This window comes from Rhodoferax potami (assembly GCF_032193765.1).
GTDB classification, from domain to species: domain Bacteria; phylum Pseudomonadota; class Gammaproteobacteria; order Burkholderiales; family Burkholderiaceae_C; genus Allorhodoferax; species Allorhodoferax potami.
Genome location: NZ_JAVBIJ010000001.1, coordinates 2,448,037 through 2,465,043, shown reverse-complemented (window position 1 = coordinate 2,465,043; position 17,007 = coordinate 2,448,037). Strand labels below are relative to the sequence as shown.

Sequence of the window (17,007 nt, the reverse complement as noted above, 5' to 3'; positions counted from 1 at the left end):
GTATTTTTATTTGCGCTTCTTGTCCACGCACGCAGCGCGCAAAAACTGGCCAGCTACAAAGATGTCGCGCTCTACCGCGCGGCGCACGGCGGCGCTGTCGCGCTTCTGCAGGGCTTGCACCAGATCGTCGTGGGCGTCGTTGAGCACGGCGCTCGCGTCCGGGGTGTCAAACAGGCGGTTGGAAATGGGGCCGGCGCGCAGCCACAGGGTGTCTATCAGCTGAAACAGCAGGGGTGAGCCGGCAGCCTTGTAAAGCATCACATGGAAGTCTTCGTTGATGTCCAGGTAGCGCTTGGCATCACCCATCTGCAGAGCAGCGGCCATGTCGGTGCTCCAGCTTTGCAGGGTGGCAATTTGCACCGCGTCTAGTCGAAGACAGCCACGCTCGGCGGCTTCGCCCTCTAGCATCATGCGCATTTGCAGTAGGTCATCAAACTCGGGCAGCGAGAGGCGGGGCACGGTCACCCCGGCGTTGGGCACGTTGATGAGTGCGCCCTCAGCAGCCAGGCGCTGCAAGGCCGCGCGCACCGGCATCTGGCCCACGCCCATGTCGGCCGCCACATTGCGGATCTTGAGCCGCTCGCCGGGCAGAAAGCGCCCCACCGTGATCCACTGGCGCAGCGTGGTGTACACGCGGTCCTGGTCGGTGCTGGTGCTTGTCTCTGGGGTGGGGGCTTCGCTCATGGGGCGATAGTGTCCACCACAAACGCTTCCATGCCGGCTACCAGGCGGTCCACATCGTCTGCGGTGGTGTCGGGGCACACCAGCATCATGTTGTGAAACGGCGTGATCACCAGGCCCCGGTTCAGCAGGTAGAGGTGAATGTTCTGTTCCAGCACCGGGTTCAAAATGCGGTCTGCCTCGCTGCCGTTGCGGGGCGGCGTGGGGGTGAATTGGAACTCGGTGCGCGCGCCCACTTGCGTGACGCACCAGCCCAAGTTGTGCCGCGCAATCATGGCGCGCAAGCCATTGGCCAAGCGGGTCGCCAGCGTGGACATGTGGGCGTAGGCCGCGTCCGTCATCACCTCGGCCAGGTTGGCGCGCATGGCGGCCATGGTCAGCAAATTCGCGGTGAGCGTGGTGCCTATGCCGCTGTGACCGGGCGGTGCGTTGCGTTTGGCGGCTTCGGCGCGGGCTGCGGCCTCGGCGCTAAAGCCATACACCGCGCAGGGCACGCCACCGGCCACTGGTTTGCCCAGCACCAGCAGGTCGGGTTGCAGGCCGTGGGCGCGGGTGTAGCCGCCGGGCCCGGTGCTGATGGTGTGGGTTTCGTCGATCAGCAGCAGCGTGCCGTAGCGGCGGCACAGGGCCTGCGCCGCCTCCCAAAAGCCGGGCTCGGGCAGCACCATGCCGATGTTGGTCATGGCAGGTTCGGCCAGCAGGCAGGCCACCTGGCCGTCGGCCAGTGCAGCTTCCAGCGCGGCCAGGTCGTTGAACTCCACGCTGCGCGTGGTGCGGGTGATGTCCACCACCTGGCCCAGCAGGCTGTCGCGCGTGCGGGGCTGGCCGTCCACCAGGTCTACAAACACATCGTCCACCGTGCCGTGGTAGCAGCCATTAAAAATCAGCACCTGCGTACGCCCGGTGAGCGCCCGCGCCCAGCGGATGGCAAAGCGGTTGGCGTCAGACGCCGACAACGCAAACTGCCACACCGGCAGCCCGAAGCGGCGGGCCAGCTCCTCGGCCACCCACACGCCGTCTTCACCGGGCAGCATGGTGGTAATGCCTTGCGCGGCCTGTGCGGCAATTGCGCGCGCTATCGCCGGCGGGCTGTGGCCAAACATGGCGCCCGTGTCGCCAAGGCAAAAGTCCACATAGCGGTGGCCATCGGCGTCGGTGAGCTGCGCGCCCTGGGCGTGGGCCAGGTGCAGCGGAAAGGGGGTGGACCAGTCGTTCATCCAGTGCAGCGGCACGCCAAACATCAGGTGCTTGGCCGCCCGTTGCGACAGGGCGTGGGACGTGGGGTTGGCAGCGGCGTAGGCGGCGCGCTCGCGCTCGCGCACGGTGGTCAGGCGTTGCGGGTCCAGGTGGCGAAAGGCGGATGTGTGGTTCTGTGTCATGGCGGTTCTCCGGTGCGTGCGGGGTCTAGACCAAGAGCAACAAGTGCTCGCGCTCCCAGGAGCTGATCACACGGTTGTAGGTGGCGTACTCCAGCTCTTTCACGGCGCAAAAGGCGTCCACAAAACCGGCGCCCAGCACCTCGCGCATGGGCTCGCAGCTGCGCATGGAGGCAATGGCGTCTTCCAGGTGGCGGGGCAGTTCGTGGCTCACGTTCCAGGCGCTGTCTGTGGTGGGGGCGCTGGGCGTCAGGCCCTGGGTTAGCCCTAAGTAGCAGCAGGCCAGCGTGGCGGCCATGGCGAGGTAGGGGTTCACGTCCACGCCGGGCACGCGGTTTTCCACCCGGCGGTTGCCGGGACTGGACTTGGGGATGCGAATGCCGCAGGTGCGGTTGTCATGCCCCCAGCGCACATTGATGGGCGCCGACATAAAGGGCGAGAGCCGCCGGTATGAATTCACATACGGCGCAAACATGGGCATGAGCTGCGGAATGTAGGCCTGCAGCCCTGCAATGCACTGCCCGAACAGCGGGCTCGCCGAGCCATCGGGCAGGCTGAAGATATTGTTGCCCTCGGCATCCAGAATGCTCTGGTGGATGTGCATGGCGCTGCCCGGCTCCTGCTCCATGGGCTTGGCCATGAAGGTGGCAAAAATGCCGTGGCGCAGCGCCGTCTCGCGCACCGTGCGCTTGAACAAAAACACCCGGTCCGCCAGCTCCAGCGCATTGCCGTGGCTGAAGTTGATCTCCATCTGGCCGGGGCCGGCCTCGTGGATCAGCGTTTCCACGCCCAGGTTGTGCTGCTGGCAAAAGCTCGACAGCTCCATGAAGAAGGGGTCAAAGTCGTTGACAGCATCGATCGAATAACTCTGCCGCCCCGCCTCAGGCTTGCCGGTGCGGCCCAAAGGCGGCTGCAGTGGTTCGTGCGGGTTTTGCTGGCGGGCTACGAGGTAGAACTCCATCTCAGGCGCCACCACCGGCGTCCAGCCACGCTCGTCAAACAGCTTGAGCACCCGGCGCAGCACGCCGCGCGGAGAGATTTGCACCGGGCTGCCATCCCACTCCTGGCAGTCGTGAATGACCACCGCCACCGGCTCGGCCGCCCAGGGCACCACACGGGCGGTGCTTACGTCGGGCAGGCACACCATGTCGGGGTCGGTGTCGCCCACATAGGGCCCGTTGTCGGGCTGCTGACCATTCACTGTGTTGAGCAGCACGCTTTTGGGAATGCGCATTTCGCCCGCCGCCAAAAACAGGTCGCGCGGCAGGATCTTGCCGCGCGCAATGCCCGTCATGTCGGGGATGACGCACTCCACCTCGTGGATGCGGTGCTGGGTCAAAAAAGCTTCAATGGCGCTGGGAGTAGACATGCGTATAGCCGGGAGTGGAGATGGCCAAATTCTAGTGCGCAATAATCAATTTGTGATCACAAATAGTAGAATTATTCGAAATTTTGATTTAAATCGATCATCTGTGATCGAAAAATTTGAGAGTTAGCCTAGTTTTTGAACCGGCTAGACTCCCGCCTCCGCCTCCTGTTTCGTTCCATGTCCCGCACCACCCAAGCCCACAGCGCCTACGACTGGCGCACCATCACCGCGCTGAACGCGGTGTCCACTCTGGCCCAGATCGGGCAGTTCGGCATCATCTTTGTCATCGTGCCGGTGTGGCTGGCCCTGCAGGGCCTGAGTGCTGCGCAGCTGGGCTTTTTTGCGGCTTCGTTGTGGATGGGGCAAATGCCCGGGCTGGGCCTGGCGCCCTGGTTGTGCCGCCACTGGGGCGCACGCACCGTGGTGGTGGTGGGGCTGGCCGGCTCGGTGGTGGCGCTGCTGGGCATTGCATGGGTGCCTATGGCGTCTCTGCCGTGGCAAGCGTACTTGGCATGCGGGCTGCTGGCCGGTCTGGGCATGGGCCTGCGCTGGGTGGGGCTGGAGCCCTGGCTCTACAACATTGCCCCCGCTCACGCACGCGGGCGCTTGGTGGGTTTTCATGAAACGCTGATTGCCGCCGCCCCCGTGGTGGCCCCGGCCATTGCCGCTTGGGTGGGCGTGCAGGGCCACACCATTTTGTGGGTGGGCGTGGGCTTTACCGTATCGGCATTGGTGCCGCTGGCATTGGCCCGCACCCCGCCGGTAGAAGAGGCACACGAAGTGAACAGTTGGCCCCAGTCTGCTCGCGCAGCGTGGCCGCACCATATCTTCCGGCAGGGGCTGCTGATCGCGCTGTGCGGCGGCATGCTGGAGTCGGCGCTGGCCGGCTTGTTTGCCGTGTTTGCGGGCGACCGCGGGTTTGAGGCCGAAGGCATCGCCCACTTGCTTACCGCTTTCGGGCTGGGCGGCTTGCTGCTGCAATACCCCGTGGGCTGGATGGCCGACCACTGGGGCCTGCGCGCCGCCGGCGTTCTGGCCGCGCTGGGAACCGTCCTGGCTGCTGCACTGTTGGCTTGCGTGACCGGTGTGACTGTGGCGTTTGCCACCATGTTTGTGCTGGGCGGGTTGATCACCGCCTTCCTCACCCTGGCACTGATTGCCGCCACCAAGACGCCCACGCCCGACATGGCCTGGAACGTCAGCAGCCTCTCCATGGCCTACTCCCTCAGTGCCGTCGTCGGCCCGGTGGTGGCTGGCGGCGCCATGACCGCTACCAGCAGCGTGGCGCTGATGTGGTTTGCCGCTGCGGTGGGTGTGGTGATGGTAGGGTTGCTATTAAAAAAGTAGCTGGTCGCGCAGTTTTTATAAGGGCTAGAGTCTGATTCAATGCTTGCTTCCGACCCAACGCGGCCTACATAGAATTCTTAGACTTCGTCCACGGGGCGTCGTACCACCTTTGCTGTCATCCCGTCCCCCCGTATTTGAGTAGCAAATGATGTTGAAGCCCAATCCCATACGACAGGAGATTGGACCGCCTAGGCATAAACCCAGAGAAACGCAGGGGCCAGTAATTCTTGATTTTGGCTGGCCAATTCGCCCTCACAATCCCCCCGAAAGAAATGAGTGAGTTTCTAAATAGCCTTCTGGCTCCGACAGGCTACATTCCAACGAGAACAATGATCCTTGGGAAGGGAATGTATGACTTACTGCGTTGGGCTACGTACAAAAAAAGGTGTTTTTATTGCGGCTGACAGCGTCTTCAGTTCAGCGACTCCATCGACATATATGGCTGCTGCCAGCAATACGACGGTGTTTGGCGAGCAACAGGGTAACGTGGGATTAAATTCACTCCGGTACGTGTCGGAGGAAGGTTTGAAAGTCTCCGTAGGAGATGGTGCTGTCGTTGGGTTTGCGGGCGACGTTGACACCGCTAGAGCCCTTACACAAGCCTACTTCGACGGAAGGAAGTCTAGCCTTGGTCATCGTGATGCTGTCAATGTTGCGCTCCTTAGTGTCACTCCCTGCGAAGGTAAATCAGAAGTTCTCTTCGCCTTCTATGAAGGCGAAACACCTTGCCTACTGCTGGTCGATACGTCAAATCAGTCAACGCACGATGTAGAAGGACTCGTGCAACTGGGAAGTGAGCTGTCGAGTGGCCAGCATGAGTGGACTGCAAAATTCGTAACATCGTTCCTGCGGCTGCTCGATCAACTTGGCCCGCATCCACTGCACACCGAGCGGATGTTCACAAATCTGGTTGCTTTGTTGCAGAGTTATGGGGTCCATGACTACCTGCTCAAATACGGCGTTGGTGGAGCATTCGTAGCCGCCTGGGTGACACCAGCTGGCGCAAGGTGGCAAGGGGATCACCTTTACCAAATTCACGGAGAAATACCGGTCTTTGAGGATCCTATGTGCGCCACGATGGTCCGCGACGACTTACTCTGCCTAATTAACAACCAGACCAATTCGAACAAATTGGTGGGCTGGGCGCGTCCGAGCCACAGCCCGGAAGAAACAAATGCAAGAGGTGATGCTGCACTTAAGACATGTCTTGCAGCTTGGGACAGTGGAACGTTCGACTACTTCATCTCAATCAATAGTGCCAAGCACATCGTAACCATCGTTGAGATGCGAGGGAACCAACACCACGCACTGGTGTCACTGCATGTATCGCATATTGCCGAGCGACTTGGAATCGTATGGACGATGGAACTCATTGCCCGCGCGAATACCATTGCATTGGACGGTGAGCCCGATTCAGGCCATATGACGGTCAACTTCTTTCCATTCCAAGAACTCAGCACGGAAGAGCAATTCGAGCGAGAGCAGTTTGGATGGGAGGGGTTCGTAGAATGGAATGGTGAACCTGGTGAAAAAGGGATTGCGCAGTGAAATACGAAATGCGGTTGCAGAGTGACCGTGAATGACGAAAGTCGACACTACTGGCGAAATCCAATCAGATAATTAAAGTGATTCAATACAGACTGTCTTCTCAGAAGCACCCACTCGTCAAAGTATGTAGCTTGCCCAGAGCAGTCCACAGTCCATCGCAAAGTTGACAAACCAAAGGCCCCGCAGGCATTCACCTGCGGGGCCTTTGTCTTTCCGCTGTCTAGCGGCGCAACTCAGATGTAGCTGTTCAGCAGGTTCTCAATCCGCTCCTGGCGGCCGGAGACGGGTTGCACGTCCACGTTTTGGTCCAGCACGCGTTGGGCTACGGCGTCCAGGCCGAGCTTGCCGGTCAGCACGTCTTGGCCGAAGCTGCCTTTCCAGCCGGCGTAGCGGTCTTCGGTCACTTGGGCGAATTGGCCGTCGTTGATCATCTTCTCGGCAATCAGCAGGGCGCGGGCGGATACGTCCATGCCGCCGATGTGGCCGTGGAAGATGTCTTCGGGGTCGATGCTCTGGCGGCGCACTTTGGCGTCAAAGTTCAAGCCACCGGTGGTGAAGCCGCCGCCCTTCAAGATCAGGTACATCGCCAGCGCGGTCTCGGGGATGTTGTTGGGGAACTGGTCGGTGTCCCAGCCGCACTGCATGTCGCCGCGGTTCATGTCGATGGAACCGAACAGCCCCAAGTCAATGGCCGTGGCAATTTCGTGCTCAAAGCTGTGGCCCGACAGGGTTGCGTGGTTGGCTTCGATGTTGACCTTGATTTCCTTCTCCAGGCCGTAGCGGCACAGAAAGCCGTAGACGGTGGCGGTGTCAAAGTCGTATTGGTGCTTGGAGGGTTCGCGGGGCTTGGGTTCGAGCAGGATGGTGCCCTTGAAGCCGATCTTGTGTTTGTACTCCACCACCATGTTCAGGAAGCGGCCCATCTGGTCCAGCTCGTGGCCCATGCGTGTGTTGAGCAGGGTCTCGTAACCTTCACGGCCGCCCCACAGCACGTAATTTTCACCACCCAGTTTCAGGGTGGCGTCCATGGCTTCTTTCACCTGCAAGGCGCCCATGGCAAAAACTTCGGGGTTGGGGTTGGTGGCCGCGCCCGACATGAAACGGCGGTGGCTAAACAGGTTGGCCGTGCCCCACAGCAGCTTCATGCCGGTGGCTTGCTGCTTGGCGCCCAGGATGTCGACCATCTCGCGCAGGTGGTTCACGCTCTCGCGTGGGGTGGCGCCTTCGGGGGCCACATCGCGGTCGTGGAAGCAGTAGTAGGGCGCGCCCAGCTTGGCAAAAAACTCAAACGCCACTTCGGCCTTGGCCTTGGCGGCGGCCATGGGGTCGGGCATGGCGTGCCAGGGGCGCTGGAAGGTGTCGCCACCAAACGGGTCCAGCCCGTTCCAGCAGAAGGTGTGCCAGTAGCAGCTGGCAAAGCGCAGGTGCTCTTCCATGCGCTTGCCCAAGACCATGCGGTCTTTGTCATACCACTTGAAGGCCAGCGGGTTGGTGGATTGCGGGCCTTCATAGGCAATGGGCGCCGCGACGGTAGAGAAGTAGGTACTCATGGTGGTCTCCTGGGGTGGTTTAGTTGTCTGGTCGAATTAAATGGGCGGCCCAACACATGGTCAGGCACTGGTTTTAGGTGTTGCGGTACAGGCTGCGGAAGGTCGCGTAGCGCTCCAGCAGCAAGGCTTGTTCGGCGGGGTCGGGGTGGTAGGTGGCGTCTACCTCGGGGCTCAGGCACACGTCGGCAGACGCAGCACCGGTGGCCAGCCAGCCCAGGCGGGCTGCCCCTAGGGCACCGCCCACTGCCGAGCTGCCGTGGGTGACGATTTCCACATCCAGCGCGGTGGCCAGTTGCTGTGCCCAGAAGGTGCTGCGCGCACCGCCGCCCACGAGCGAGAGGCGTTGCACGCTGCTGCCTGCGGCGTTGAGCGCGGCCAGGCCGTCCTTCAGGCCGAAGGTCACGCCTTCAATCACGGCGTAGCCCAGGCGAGCGGCGTCGGTGTCAAAGCTCAGGCCATGAAAGCTGCCGCGCACATTGGCGTCGTTGTGCGGGGTGCGTTCGCCGCCCAAGTAGGGCAAAAACAGGGGGGACGCAGCGCGCTGTGCCGCGCTCAGGGCGCCCGCTTTTTCGGCTACCACACCCGCGTTGGGCGCGCCTAGCAGGTCGGTCACCCACTGCAGGCTGCTGGCGGCAGAGAGCATCACACTCATCTGGTGCCAGCGGCCGGGCACCGCGTGGCAAAACGCGTGGGTAGCGCTGGCCGCATTGGGCTGGTAGCTAGGGGTCACCACAAACAACACGCCGCTGGTGCCCAGCGACAAAAAGCCCTGGCCGCTGTCCACCGCGCCCATGCCCACGGCGCTGGCGGCGTTGTCGCCCGCGCCCCCGGCCACCACGATGCCTACGGGCAGGCCCAGGGTGCGGGCCACATCGGCCTTTAGGGTGCCGCCGGGCGCACTGCCTTCCACCAAGCGGGGCATGTGGCTGCGGTTCAGGCCGGTCAGCGCCAGCAGGGCATCCGACCAGTCGCGCTGTTGCACGTCCAGCCAGAGGGTGCCGCTGGCGTCAGACATGTCGCAGGCGTATTCGCCAGTGAGCATGAGGCGCACATAGTCTTTGGGCAGCAGCACTCTGGCCACCTGCTTGAATATCTCGGGCTCGTGCTTGGCCACCCAGCGCAGCTTGGGCGCGGTAAAGCCGGGCATGGCCAGGCTGCCGGCCAGGTCGGTCAGGCCGGGCAACTCGGCCATCATCTCGGTGCACTCCAGGGCGCAGCGGGTGTCGTTCCACAAAATGGCGGGGCGCAGCACGCGGTCTTGCGCGTCCAGCAGCACCGCGCCGTGCATCTGGCCGGAGAGGCCAATGGCCCGGGCTGCTGCGTATTCGGTGGGGTGCGCGGCACGCAGCTTGCCCAAGGCGCTTTGGGTGGCGACCCACCAGTCGGCGGGGGCTTGCTCGCTGTGGCCGGGGTGGGGGCGCTGCACCGTCAGTGCGGTGCCGGCCGAGCCGATGATGCGGTGGTCGTCCGAGAGCAGAAGTGCTTTGACTTCCGAGGTGCCGATATCAATACCTAAAAACATAGTTAGACCGTAGTGCTCGCTGTCATGGAAAGAGATTCATCCGGGGTTTCCAGCGCCTGGACAAGCGGCGCCTGCAATCGGGTGTGCATCGGGCGCAATTCGTGGTGCAGTACCAAGGCCGCTGCACCCACGGCAGAGGCCAGCAGGCCATAGCGGGCTGCGCGGACTTGCGGGGGCGACATGCCGGCGGCGTCTGCATAGGCTTGCAAGGTGGTTTGCGCGACCTTGACGATGCCGGGGTAGGTGTCACACGAGGGGCCGCCCACCACCAAGGTACTGGGGTTAAAGGTGGTCCACAGGTTTTGCAACACCACGCCCAAATAGCGGCCGCCCTGGGCCGGGTCAGGCAACTTGGCCAGGGTGCGGGCGCCAAAAAAGGTCTCGGCACAGCCTTTGCGCCCACACGAGCACAGCGGCCCGTCGATCAGCAGAGTGCTGTGGCCGATTTCGCCGGCCATGCCCTGTTTGCCGGTGAACAAGCGGTCATTGATCACAATGCCCGCGCCCACACCGGCGCCGCAGGTCACAAAAATCAGGGAGTCGTGGGCGTCGCCATCGGCAAACTCGTATTCGCTGAGCGCGGCCGTGTCGGCCTCGTTTTGCACATGCACCGGCACTTCGGGCACTTTGGCGTGGGCGAGTGCCTGGGTGATCATGGGCAAAAAGTCCACATTGCGCCAACCGAGGTTGGGGGCAAAGCGCAGCATGCCTGTTGCCTCGTCAAACGCGCCGGGCAAGCCCACGCCCACGCCGGTCAGGGCGATGCTGCGCTGCTGGAGTTGGGCATAGGTGCGGGCCACCAGCCGGGCCGTTTGGCGGCACACGTCTTCGGGTTTGGTGCCGATGAGCGCCTCTTCGGCCGCGCACAGCACCTGCCCGGTGAGCGAGACACCCACGACTCGCAAAGCCTCGACCGCGACTTCCACCCCGATCAGTCCGCGCGAGCGGCCATCGATATGCAGGGGTGTGGAGGGGCGGCCCAGGCCTTGGGCGGCGGTGATGTCGGTTTCTGTGACCCAGCCTTCGTCAATGAGCTCGCGCACCAGCAGGCTCACGGTGGATTTGGTGAGCCCGCTGCCGGTGGCCAATTGGGCTCTGGAGTAACCCGGCTGTGCGCGCAACAGCCGCAGCAGCACGCTACGGTTGATACGTTTGACTAGCTGTTGATCGCCGGTGGTTTTCATGATGTCGCGGGTAAATGGCACAGGCCTACAGGGTGTGGGTCTGTGCTTTTCCTTCAGGTTGTTTGCCAGCGATGATCATGCCAAGAACTTCGTCCTCCGCCACGTCTGTCGTGCGATATGTACCTACTAATTTGCCGTTTTTCATGACCGAGAGGCGGTCGCTGAGCCCGAACACGTCGGGCATGTCGTGGGTGATCAAGAAAATACCCACACCTTCGGCCTTGAGCTGGCGCACCAGGTTGCCCACCATCGCGGTTTCTTCGGGGCCCAGGGCAGCGGTGGGCTCGTCCATGATCAGGATCTTGGCGTTGAAGTAAATCGCACGCGAAATCGCCACCACCTGCCGTTGCCCGCCCGAGAGGCGGCGCACGGGCGTGCGCACATTTTTGAAGTTTTTGTTGAGCCGGTGAAACACCTTGCGGGCGTCCGCGTCCATGCGGTGGTCGTCCAGGGTGTTCCAGCGGGTCAGTAGCTCACGGCCCAAAAACAGGTTGGCGACTGCGTCCAGGTTGTCGGCCAGGGCCAGCGTCTGGTAAATCGACTCAATGCCGCAGTGCTGGGCGTCCACCGGGGTGCGGATGTTGGCTTTGTCGCCATTGATCAGCACTTCGCCGCTGTCAATCGGGTAGGCACCGGCCAGCATCTTCATGAGGGTGGATTTGCCTGCGCCGTTGTGACCCAGCAGGGCCACCACTTCGCCGGGGTAAAGGTTGATGCTCACATCCTCTACCGCATGCACGCCACCAAAGGCTTTACGGATGTTGCGCATAGCAACCAAGGGAGTGCGTGGCTCGCTCATACGGTGTCTCCTGTCATGCGGCGATAAATCACATCAAACACCACCGCTGCAATCAGCACCTGCCCGATGATCACGTAGCGCACCCCGATGGATACGTCCAGCAGCAGCATGCCGCTGTCAATACTTTGCATGATGAGTGCGCCCAGTACTGAGCCCACGATTGACCCGCTGCCGCCGGCCAGTGCAGTGCCACCGATCACGGCAGCGGCAATCACATACAGCTCCATGCTGGTACCCAGCGAGTTGGTGCCGGCATTCAGCCGCGCAATCGAGACCATGGCCGCAATCGTGATGAGCACACCCATCAGTGCAAACAGCATCAGCGTGACCTTGCGCACCGGGATACCGACCAGCGCCGCAGCCTCCGGGTTGCCACCCATGGCGAACACATAGCGCCCGAAGCGGGTGCGGTGCACGATGAAAGACAGCACCAGCGCCACACTGGCCCAGATCAACACCGGAATCGGCACACCCTGGGGCGCGTCTTTGCTGGGGATCTGGTAGCGGTTCATGGCGGCCACAAAGCCCACCACGAGGATGACTGGCACCAGCACCATGAGTGCATCCAGCCACAAGGGGTTGTTGGGCACTTCGTAAGAGGCTTTGGCGCGGCGCTTGGCCCACATTTGCAGTACCAGGGCCAACACAATCGCAACAGCCAGCGCCCAGCTGGCGCTCACACCGATAGCGCCATCAAAGCCGCCGCCCAAGCGCTGGAAAAACAAATCGTTCACCGGCTGGGTTTTGCCATCGGCCACCAGAAAGGCGGCGCCGCGAAACGACATCAGCCCGCCCAGCGTGACTACAAACGAGGGCACCCCCAGCTTGGCTGTCAGGGCTCCTTGGTACAGCGACACGGCAATGGCGACCGCCAGCCCGGCCAGCGAGGCCGGCACCCAGTGCCAGCCGCCGGTGTACATGAGGGTGGCAATCAGCACGCCCACAAAACCCATGACCGAGCCCACCGACAGGTCGATATGGCGGGCCACAATCACGAGCACCACCACGGTGGCGACCACGCCAACCACCGCGGTTTGCTGGGCAATGTTGTAAAGGTTCTCGGGGGACATAAACAGTCCGCCGGACAGGATGTTGAACACGATGGCAATCGCTGCCAACACGGTGCCCATCATCACCAGACGCCAATCGATGGACGCCTGTTTCAAGGAATTCATTACGGGGTTCACAACGCTTCTCCGCCAGACATAAAAAAACCGCAGGCTGCTACCAACCCGCGGTTGGGGGGCAAGTCAACTCCGCGCGCCAAGGTAGCGCTACCAGGGCGTCCGCGGAACTGGCTAAGGCAGGCCGCTGGGCGCGCCCCCCTTGAGGGGGGAGCTGCGTAGCGGCTCAGGGGGTGCCTACTATTTACAAGCTGCGGGAGCCTTGGCTGCGTCTACGCCCTTGCACAGGTCGTCCTTCTTGATCCAGCCGGCTTTCACCACTACATCGAGGTTCTTGGCGGTAATCGGCACGGGCTTCAAGAACTGGGCCTGCAGGGCCACTTTCTTCTCGCCACCGCTCCAGGTTTGGGCGGCTGCCACCTTCTGGCCCTTGGCCAACACCACCGCAGCTGCGGCAGCGTCACGGCCCAGGTCGCGGGCGTCTTTCCAGACCGATACGGTCTGGCTGCCCAGAGCCACGCGGTTCAGCGCGGCGTGGTCACCATCCTGGCCGGACACCGGAATGCCCTTAATGCCCTTGGCCGTCAAGGCCGCCACTACACCGCCGGCGGTGCCGTCGTTAGAGGCCACCACGGCGTCGATCTTGCCGCCGGTTTTGGTGATGATTTGCTCCATGTTTTTCTGGGCAACTTCGGGCTTCCAGCCGTCGGTGTATTCCTCGCCCACGATCTTGATATCGCCCTTCTTCACCGCAGCATCAATGATTTCTTGCTGGCCACCGCGCAAGAAGTTGGCGTTGGGGTCGGTCGGCGAGCCCTTGATCATCACGTAGTTGCCCTTGGGCTTGGCTTCCAGAATGGCGCGGGCTTGCATGCGGCCCACTTCCACGTTGTCGAAGGTGATGTAGAACACGCCGGGCGCTTCAATCAGGCGGTCATAGGCCACCACGGGGATCTTTTGCTGGGCCGCTTTGTTGATGGCGGGCAGGATGGCGTCTTTGTCCATCGCCAGAATGATCAGGGCCTTGGCGCCCTTGGCAATCAGACTGTCGATGTCGGCCAATTGCTTCTCGGGGGAGCCACCGGCATCCGCGCTGATGTAGCTAGCACCGTCTTTGGTGAGCTGGGCTTTGATCGCGGCTTCGTCCGTCTTCCAGCGCTCTTCCTGGAAGTTGGACCAGCTCACGCCCACCACTTGGGCAAAAGCACCCGCGGCGCCCAAGCTCAGGGCGAGTGCGGTCAGTGTTGTCTTCAATTTCATCGTTGTCTCCAGTGATTGGGTCTGTCCCAGACCTTTGGTTTTGGAAGGACTCTGCCGAGTCATCGCACCGATTTAAATGCGAAACCGGCATTTAGTAAGAGCGACAAACTAATTGTTTGAGACTTCGTTCTTTCCGCGAATAGGGATAAACCCGACATAGTTTATTGATCGAACTTAATAAGATTGGGTCGACTATTCATACTTCGTAAAGGTTTGCGGCGTGCGACTTTCCCTCCCGTTTTTGCCCGGCTCGAGCCTGGGGCTGGCGCTCTTGTGTGGCGCGGCCGCTTGGGCTCAGGTGCCTGTGTTCGGTATGCTGCCATCCACGCCCCGCTTTCAGGAAGAGACCGACACCGCCGGCCTGCAAAGCCGCTTTGAAGGCGAGGGCGAATACATGGTGGGTGGCGGTGTGGCCACCTTCGATTGCGATGGAGATGGACTGCCCGAGGTGTATGTGACCGCCGGGGTCAACAAAGCCAAGTTTTACCGCAACCGCAGCGCGCGGGGCGGTGCACTCAAGCTGCAAGAAGACCGCTCGGGCTTGGAGCTGACCAATGCCGTGGGTGCCTACCCCCTCGATGTGGATGGCGATGGCCAAACTGACCTGGTGGTGCTGCGCGTGGGCGAGGTGCAGGTCTACAAAGGGCTGGGTCAGTGCAAGTTTGAGCGCGCCAACGAGGCCTGGAGCATTCGCACCGGCAACGGCTGGCACACCGCGTTCAGCGCTACATGGGAGGCGGGGCAACGCTGGCCCACACTGGCATTCGGCACCTACACCGACCGCAGCAAACCCGACTTTCCCTGGGGTAGTTGTACGCCGGGCCTGTTGCTGCGCCCCCGCGAGGGAGGCGGCTATGGGGCGCCGCAGCCACTGCAACCGGGGCACTGCGCCTTGTCGATGTTGTTTTCGGACTGGAACCGCTCAGGCGCCGCCGCGCTGCGGGTGAGCAACGACCGCGAGTACTACAAAGGTGGGGAAGAGCAGCTGTGGCAACTGCCGCCGGGCCAGGCACCCGCGCTGTACACCGTGGCCCAGGGCTGGAAGCCGCTGCAGATCTGGGGCATGGGCATCGCCAGCCACGACCTGACGGGTGATGGCTACCCCGAGGTGTTTTTGACCAGCATGTCTGACAACAAGCTGCAAACCCTGGAGGCCGGCGCGCAACAGCCCCGCTACACCGACATGGCTTACAAGCGCGGCGTCACTGCCCACCGCCCCTATGTGGGCGGCGATGTGCACCCCAGCACTGCGTGGCACGCCCAGTTTGCCGACCTGAACAACGATGGCTTGGCGGACTTGTTCATCGTCAAGGGCAATGTCTCCACCATGCCCGACTTCGCCACCCTGGACCCCAACAACCTGCTGTTGCAAAAGGCCGATGGCAACTTTACTGAGGTGGGTAGCCAAGCGGGTCTTGCCAGCTTCAAGCGGGGCCGCGGCGGCATGGTGGTGGATTTGAATGGCGATGGTTTGCTCGACGTGCTGGTGGTCAACCGCTGGGACAAGGCCCAGGTCTGGCGCCAGTTGCCTGCTGCCACAGCAGGTAGCTCTGCTGTTGCGGGCCACTGGCTGCAGCTGCGCCTGCGCCAAGCTGCAGGCAACCGCGATGCGGTGGGCGCTTGGGTGGAACTGCGCTGGGGCGAGGGCGATGCGGCCCGCGTGATCCGGCAAGAGTTAACGGTGGGCGGTGGCCATGCCAGCGGCCACCTCGGGTGGATGCATTTCGGTGTGGGTGATGCCACCCGCGTGCAGGTCCGGGTGCAGTGGCCGCACGGCGCATGGAGCGAGTGGGCCAGTGCAGACACGAATGCCTTTTACCAATTCAGCGAGGCGGGCTTGCGCCCGGCAGGACAGCCATGAAAACCCTCTGGATTCGCTGGGTAGCTGCCGTCTGCATCGCGTGGGCTGCGGTGCCGCTGGCAGCACAGGGCCAGGTACAAGGGCAGGCACAAGTGACGTCGCCTGCACCGGTGCAGCAACCGGCAGCGAGCTACAGCGCACAAGTGGCAACCGAATGGTTCAGCCTTGCATTGCAGTTAACGCAGCAGACACCGGGTTTCAGCCCGCCGGTGGCGTCGCGGGCTTTGGCCTATTTGGGCTTGACCCTGTACGAGTCGGTGGTGCCCGGTATGCCGCAGCACCGCAGCCTAGCGGGGCAGCTCAACGAGCTGCAATCGCTGCCATGGGCACAGCCGGACGAGGTCTTGCACTGGCCTACCGTGGCCAATGCGGCGCTGGCCACCATGACGCGCATGATGTTTCCCAACGCGAGTGCTGAAAACAAAGCCCGGATCGACCTGCTGGAGCGCAGCCTGCCGCTCAAGCTGGCGCGGGACTTTGACCCGTCCCGCGTGACCCCCGAGATCACCAACCGCTCGGAGACTTTCGGCAAGCTCATGGCCATGGCAATCATGACCTGGGCGCGCACCGATGGCGGGCACGAGGCCTGGGGCCCCTTGCGCCGCCATCAGCTCAACTATGTGCCGCCCAGCGGCGAAGGCACCTGGAGTGCCACACCACCTGCATTTGCTCCGCCCCTGTTGCCGTGGTGGGGCGATGTGCGGCCGTTTGCACTGCCCAGCGCCACCACCTGCCCGGCGCCGCCGATTCCGGCCTACTCCGAGGTGCCGGGCTCGGCGTTTTACAAGGAGGCGGAAGAGGTTTACCGCATCAGCAACCAGGCCACCCAGGCGCAGCGCCAGGTGGCCCTGTACTGGGCGGACGACCCGCTCAAAACCCCCACCCCCGCAGGCCACTGGGCCTTCATTGCGGGCGACCTGCTGCAGCAGCGCCAAGGCAACCTGGCACTGGCTGCGCAGACTTATGTGCAGCTGAACCTAGCGATGGCAGATGCCTTCATTGCGGGGTGGAAAACCAAATACACCGTGAACCTGCTGCGGCCGGTGACCTATGTGCAGCTGGTGCTGGACAGCAACTGGGTGCCGGGCTTGATGCACACGCCGCCCTTCCCCGAATATCCATCGGGCCACTCGGTGCAGTCCAGCGCTGCAGCGGCGGTGCTGGACAAGGTGTTTGGTGCGGGCCAGCCCTTCACCGACAACACCCACAACGACAGGGGCTGGGGCCCGCGCACCTTCGCCAGCTTCCAGGCGGCTGCCAACGAGGCAGCCCTGTCCCGCCTGTATGCAGGTATCCATTTCCGAAGCGGCATCGAAGGTGGCAAAGTGCAGGGTCGCTGCGTGGCGCAGCAGGTGCTGGCGCTGAAGCTACTGCGGTAGCGCTTAC

At 62.6% G+C, this 17,007-nt stretch carries 13 protein-coding genes; 4 read left to right on the top strand and 9 right to left on the bottom strand.

The genetic code is table 11. From position 1 onward, the window contains the following. Nucleotides 1–6 precede the first annotated feature (6 nt). Genes RAE21_RS11805 through RAE21_RS11795 form a run of 3 tightly spaced genes read right to left on the bottom strand, consistent with a single transcriptional unit; the run spans nt 7 to nt 3,426 of the window. The gene (locus tag RAE21_RS11805; RefSeq protein WP_313881536.1) at nt 7–684 is read right to left on the bottom strand and encodes a GntR family transcriptional regulator; all 678 of its coding nucleotides are present in this window, start codon (nt 682–684) and stop codon (nt 7–9) included. Continuing rightward, nucleotides 681–2,060 (bottom strand): aspartate aminotransferase family protein, encoded by a 1,380-nt coding sequence (locus tag RAE21_RS11800; RefSeq protein WP_313881535.1) that lies wholly within the window; start codon nt 2,058–2,060, stop codon nt 681–683. Before RAE21_RS11800 ends, RAE21_RS11805 begins: the two co-directional genes overlap by 4 nt. A 25-nt stretch (nt 2,061–2,085) precedes the next feature. Continuing rightward, nucleotides 2,086–3,426: a glutamine synthetase family protein gene (locus RAE21_RS11795; RefSeq protein WP_313881534.1), complete on the bottom strand. Its 1,341-nt coding sequence runs from the start codon at nt 3,424–3,426 to the stop codon at nt 2,086–2,088. Between the two features lie 177 nt (nt 3,427–3,603). Here RAE21_RS11795 and RAE21_RS11790 point away from each other — a divergent pair, with 177 nt between their 5' ends. Together RAE21_RS11790 and RAE21_RS11785 are read left to right on the top strand one after the other, a co-directional pair. Further along, on the top strand, nt 3,604–4,773 hold the full coding sequence (locus RAE21_RS11790) for an MFS transporter (RefSeq protein WP_313881533.1): 1,170 nt from the start codon (nt 3,604–3,606) through the stop codon (nt 4,771–4,773). Nucleotides 4,774–5,124: 351 nt separating this feature from the next. Further along, nucleotides 5,125–6,321: a hypothetical protein gene (locus RAE21_RS11785; RefSeq protein ID WP_313881532.1), complete on the top strand. Its 1,197-nt coding sequence runs from the start codon at nt 5,125–5,127 to the stop codon at nt 6,319–6,321. Nucleotides 6,322–6,554: 233 nt separating this feature from the next. Here RAE21_RS11785 and xylA read toward each other — a convergent pair whose 3' ends face one another. From xylA to xylF, 6 genes are all read right to left on the bottom strand, one after another. Next, complete coding sequence (gene xylA / locus RAE21_RS11780) at nt 6,555–7,871, bottom strand: xylose isomerase (RefSeq protein WP_313881531.1); 1,317 nt, start codon at nt 7,869–7,871, stop codon at nt 6,555–6,557. A gap of 73 nt (nt 7,872–7,944) precedes the next feature. Next, nucleotides 7,945–9,393: a xylulokinase gene (xylB, locus tag RAE21_RS11775; protein ID WP_313881530.1), complete on the bottom strand. Its 1,449-nt coding sequence runs from the start codon at nt 9,391–9,393 to the stop codon at nt 7,945–7,947. Between the two features lie 2 nt (nt 9,394–9,395). Next, nucleotides 9,396–10,577 (bottom strand): ROK family transcriptional regulator, encoded by a 1,182-nt coding sequence (locus RAE21_RS11770; protein WP_313881529.1) that lies wholly within the window; start codon nt 10,575–10,577, stop codon nt 9,396–9,398. Nucleotides 10,578–10,602: 25 nt separating this feature from the next. Beyond that, entirely contained in the window at nt 10,603–11,376 is a 774-nt protein-coding gene (locus RAE21_RS11765; protein ID WP_313875236.1) for an ATP-binding cassette domain-containing protein, read from the bottom strand. Continuing rightward, a complete protein-coding gene (locus RAE21_RS11760) occupies nt 11,373–12,551 on the bottom strand; it encodes a sugar ABC transporter permease (protein WP_313881528.1) in 1,179 nt (392 codons plus the stop codon). The genes RAE21_RS11765 and RAE21_RS11760 overlap by 4 nt, the downstream gene beginning before the upstream one ends. Before the next feature lie 189 nt (nt 12,552–12,740). Beyond that, nucleotides 12,741–13,760 carry a D-xylose ABC transporter substrate-binding protein gene (gene xylF, locus RAE21_RS11755; protein WP_313875238.1) on the bottom strand — a complete coding sequence of 340 codons (1,020 nt, stop codon included), beginning with the start codon at nt 13,758–13,760 and terminating at the stop codon, nt 12,741–12,743. Nucleotides 13,761–13,980: 220 nt separating this feature from the next. On the opposite strand from xylF, the gene RAE21_RS11750 reads away from it, so the two are divergent. Together RAE21_RS11750 and RAE21_RS11745 are read left to right on the top strand one after the other, a co-directional pair. Further along, nucleotides 13,981–15,621, top strand: coding sequence for a CRTAC1 family protein (locus tag RAE21_RS11750; RefSeq protein ID WP_313881527.1), 1,641 nt, complete (start codon nt 13,981–13,983; stop codon nt 15,619–15,621). Further along, nucleotides 15,618–17,000: a vanadium-dependent haloperoxidase gene (locus tag RAE21_RS11745; protein ID WP_313881526.1), complete on the top strand. Its 1,383-nt coding sequence runs from the start codon at nt 15,618–15,620 to the stop codon at nt 16,998–17,000. Before RAE21_RS11750 ends, RAE21_RS11745 begins: the two co-directional genes overlap by 4 nt. Nucleotides 17,001–17,007: the final 7 nt, after the last annotated feature.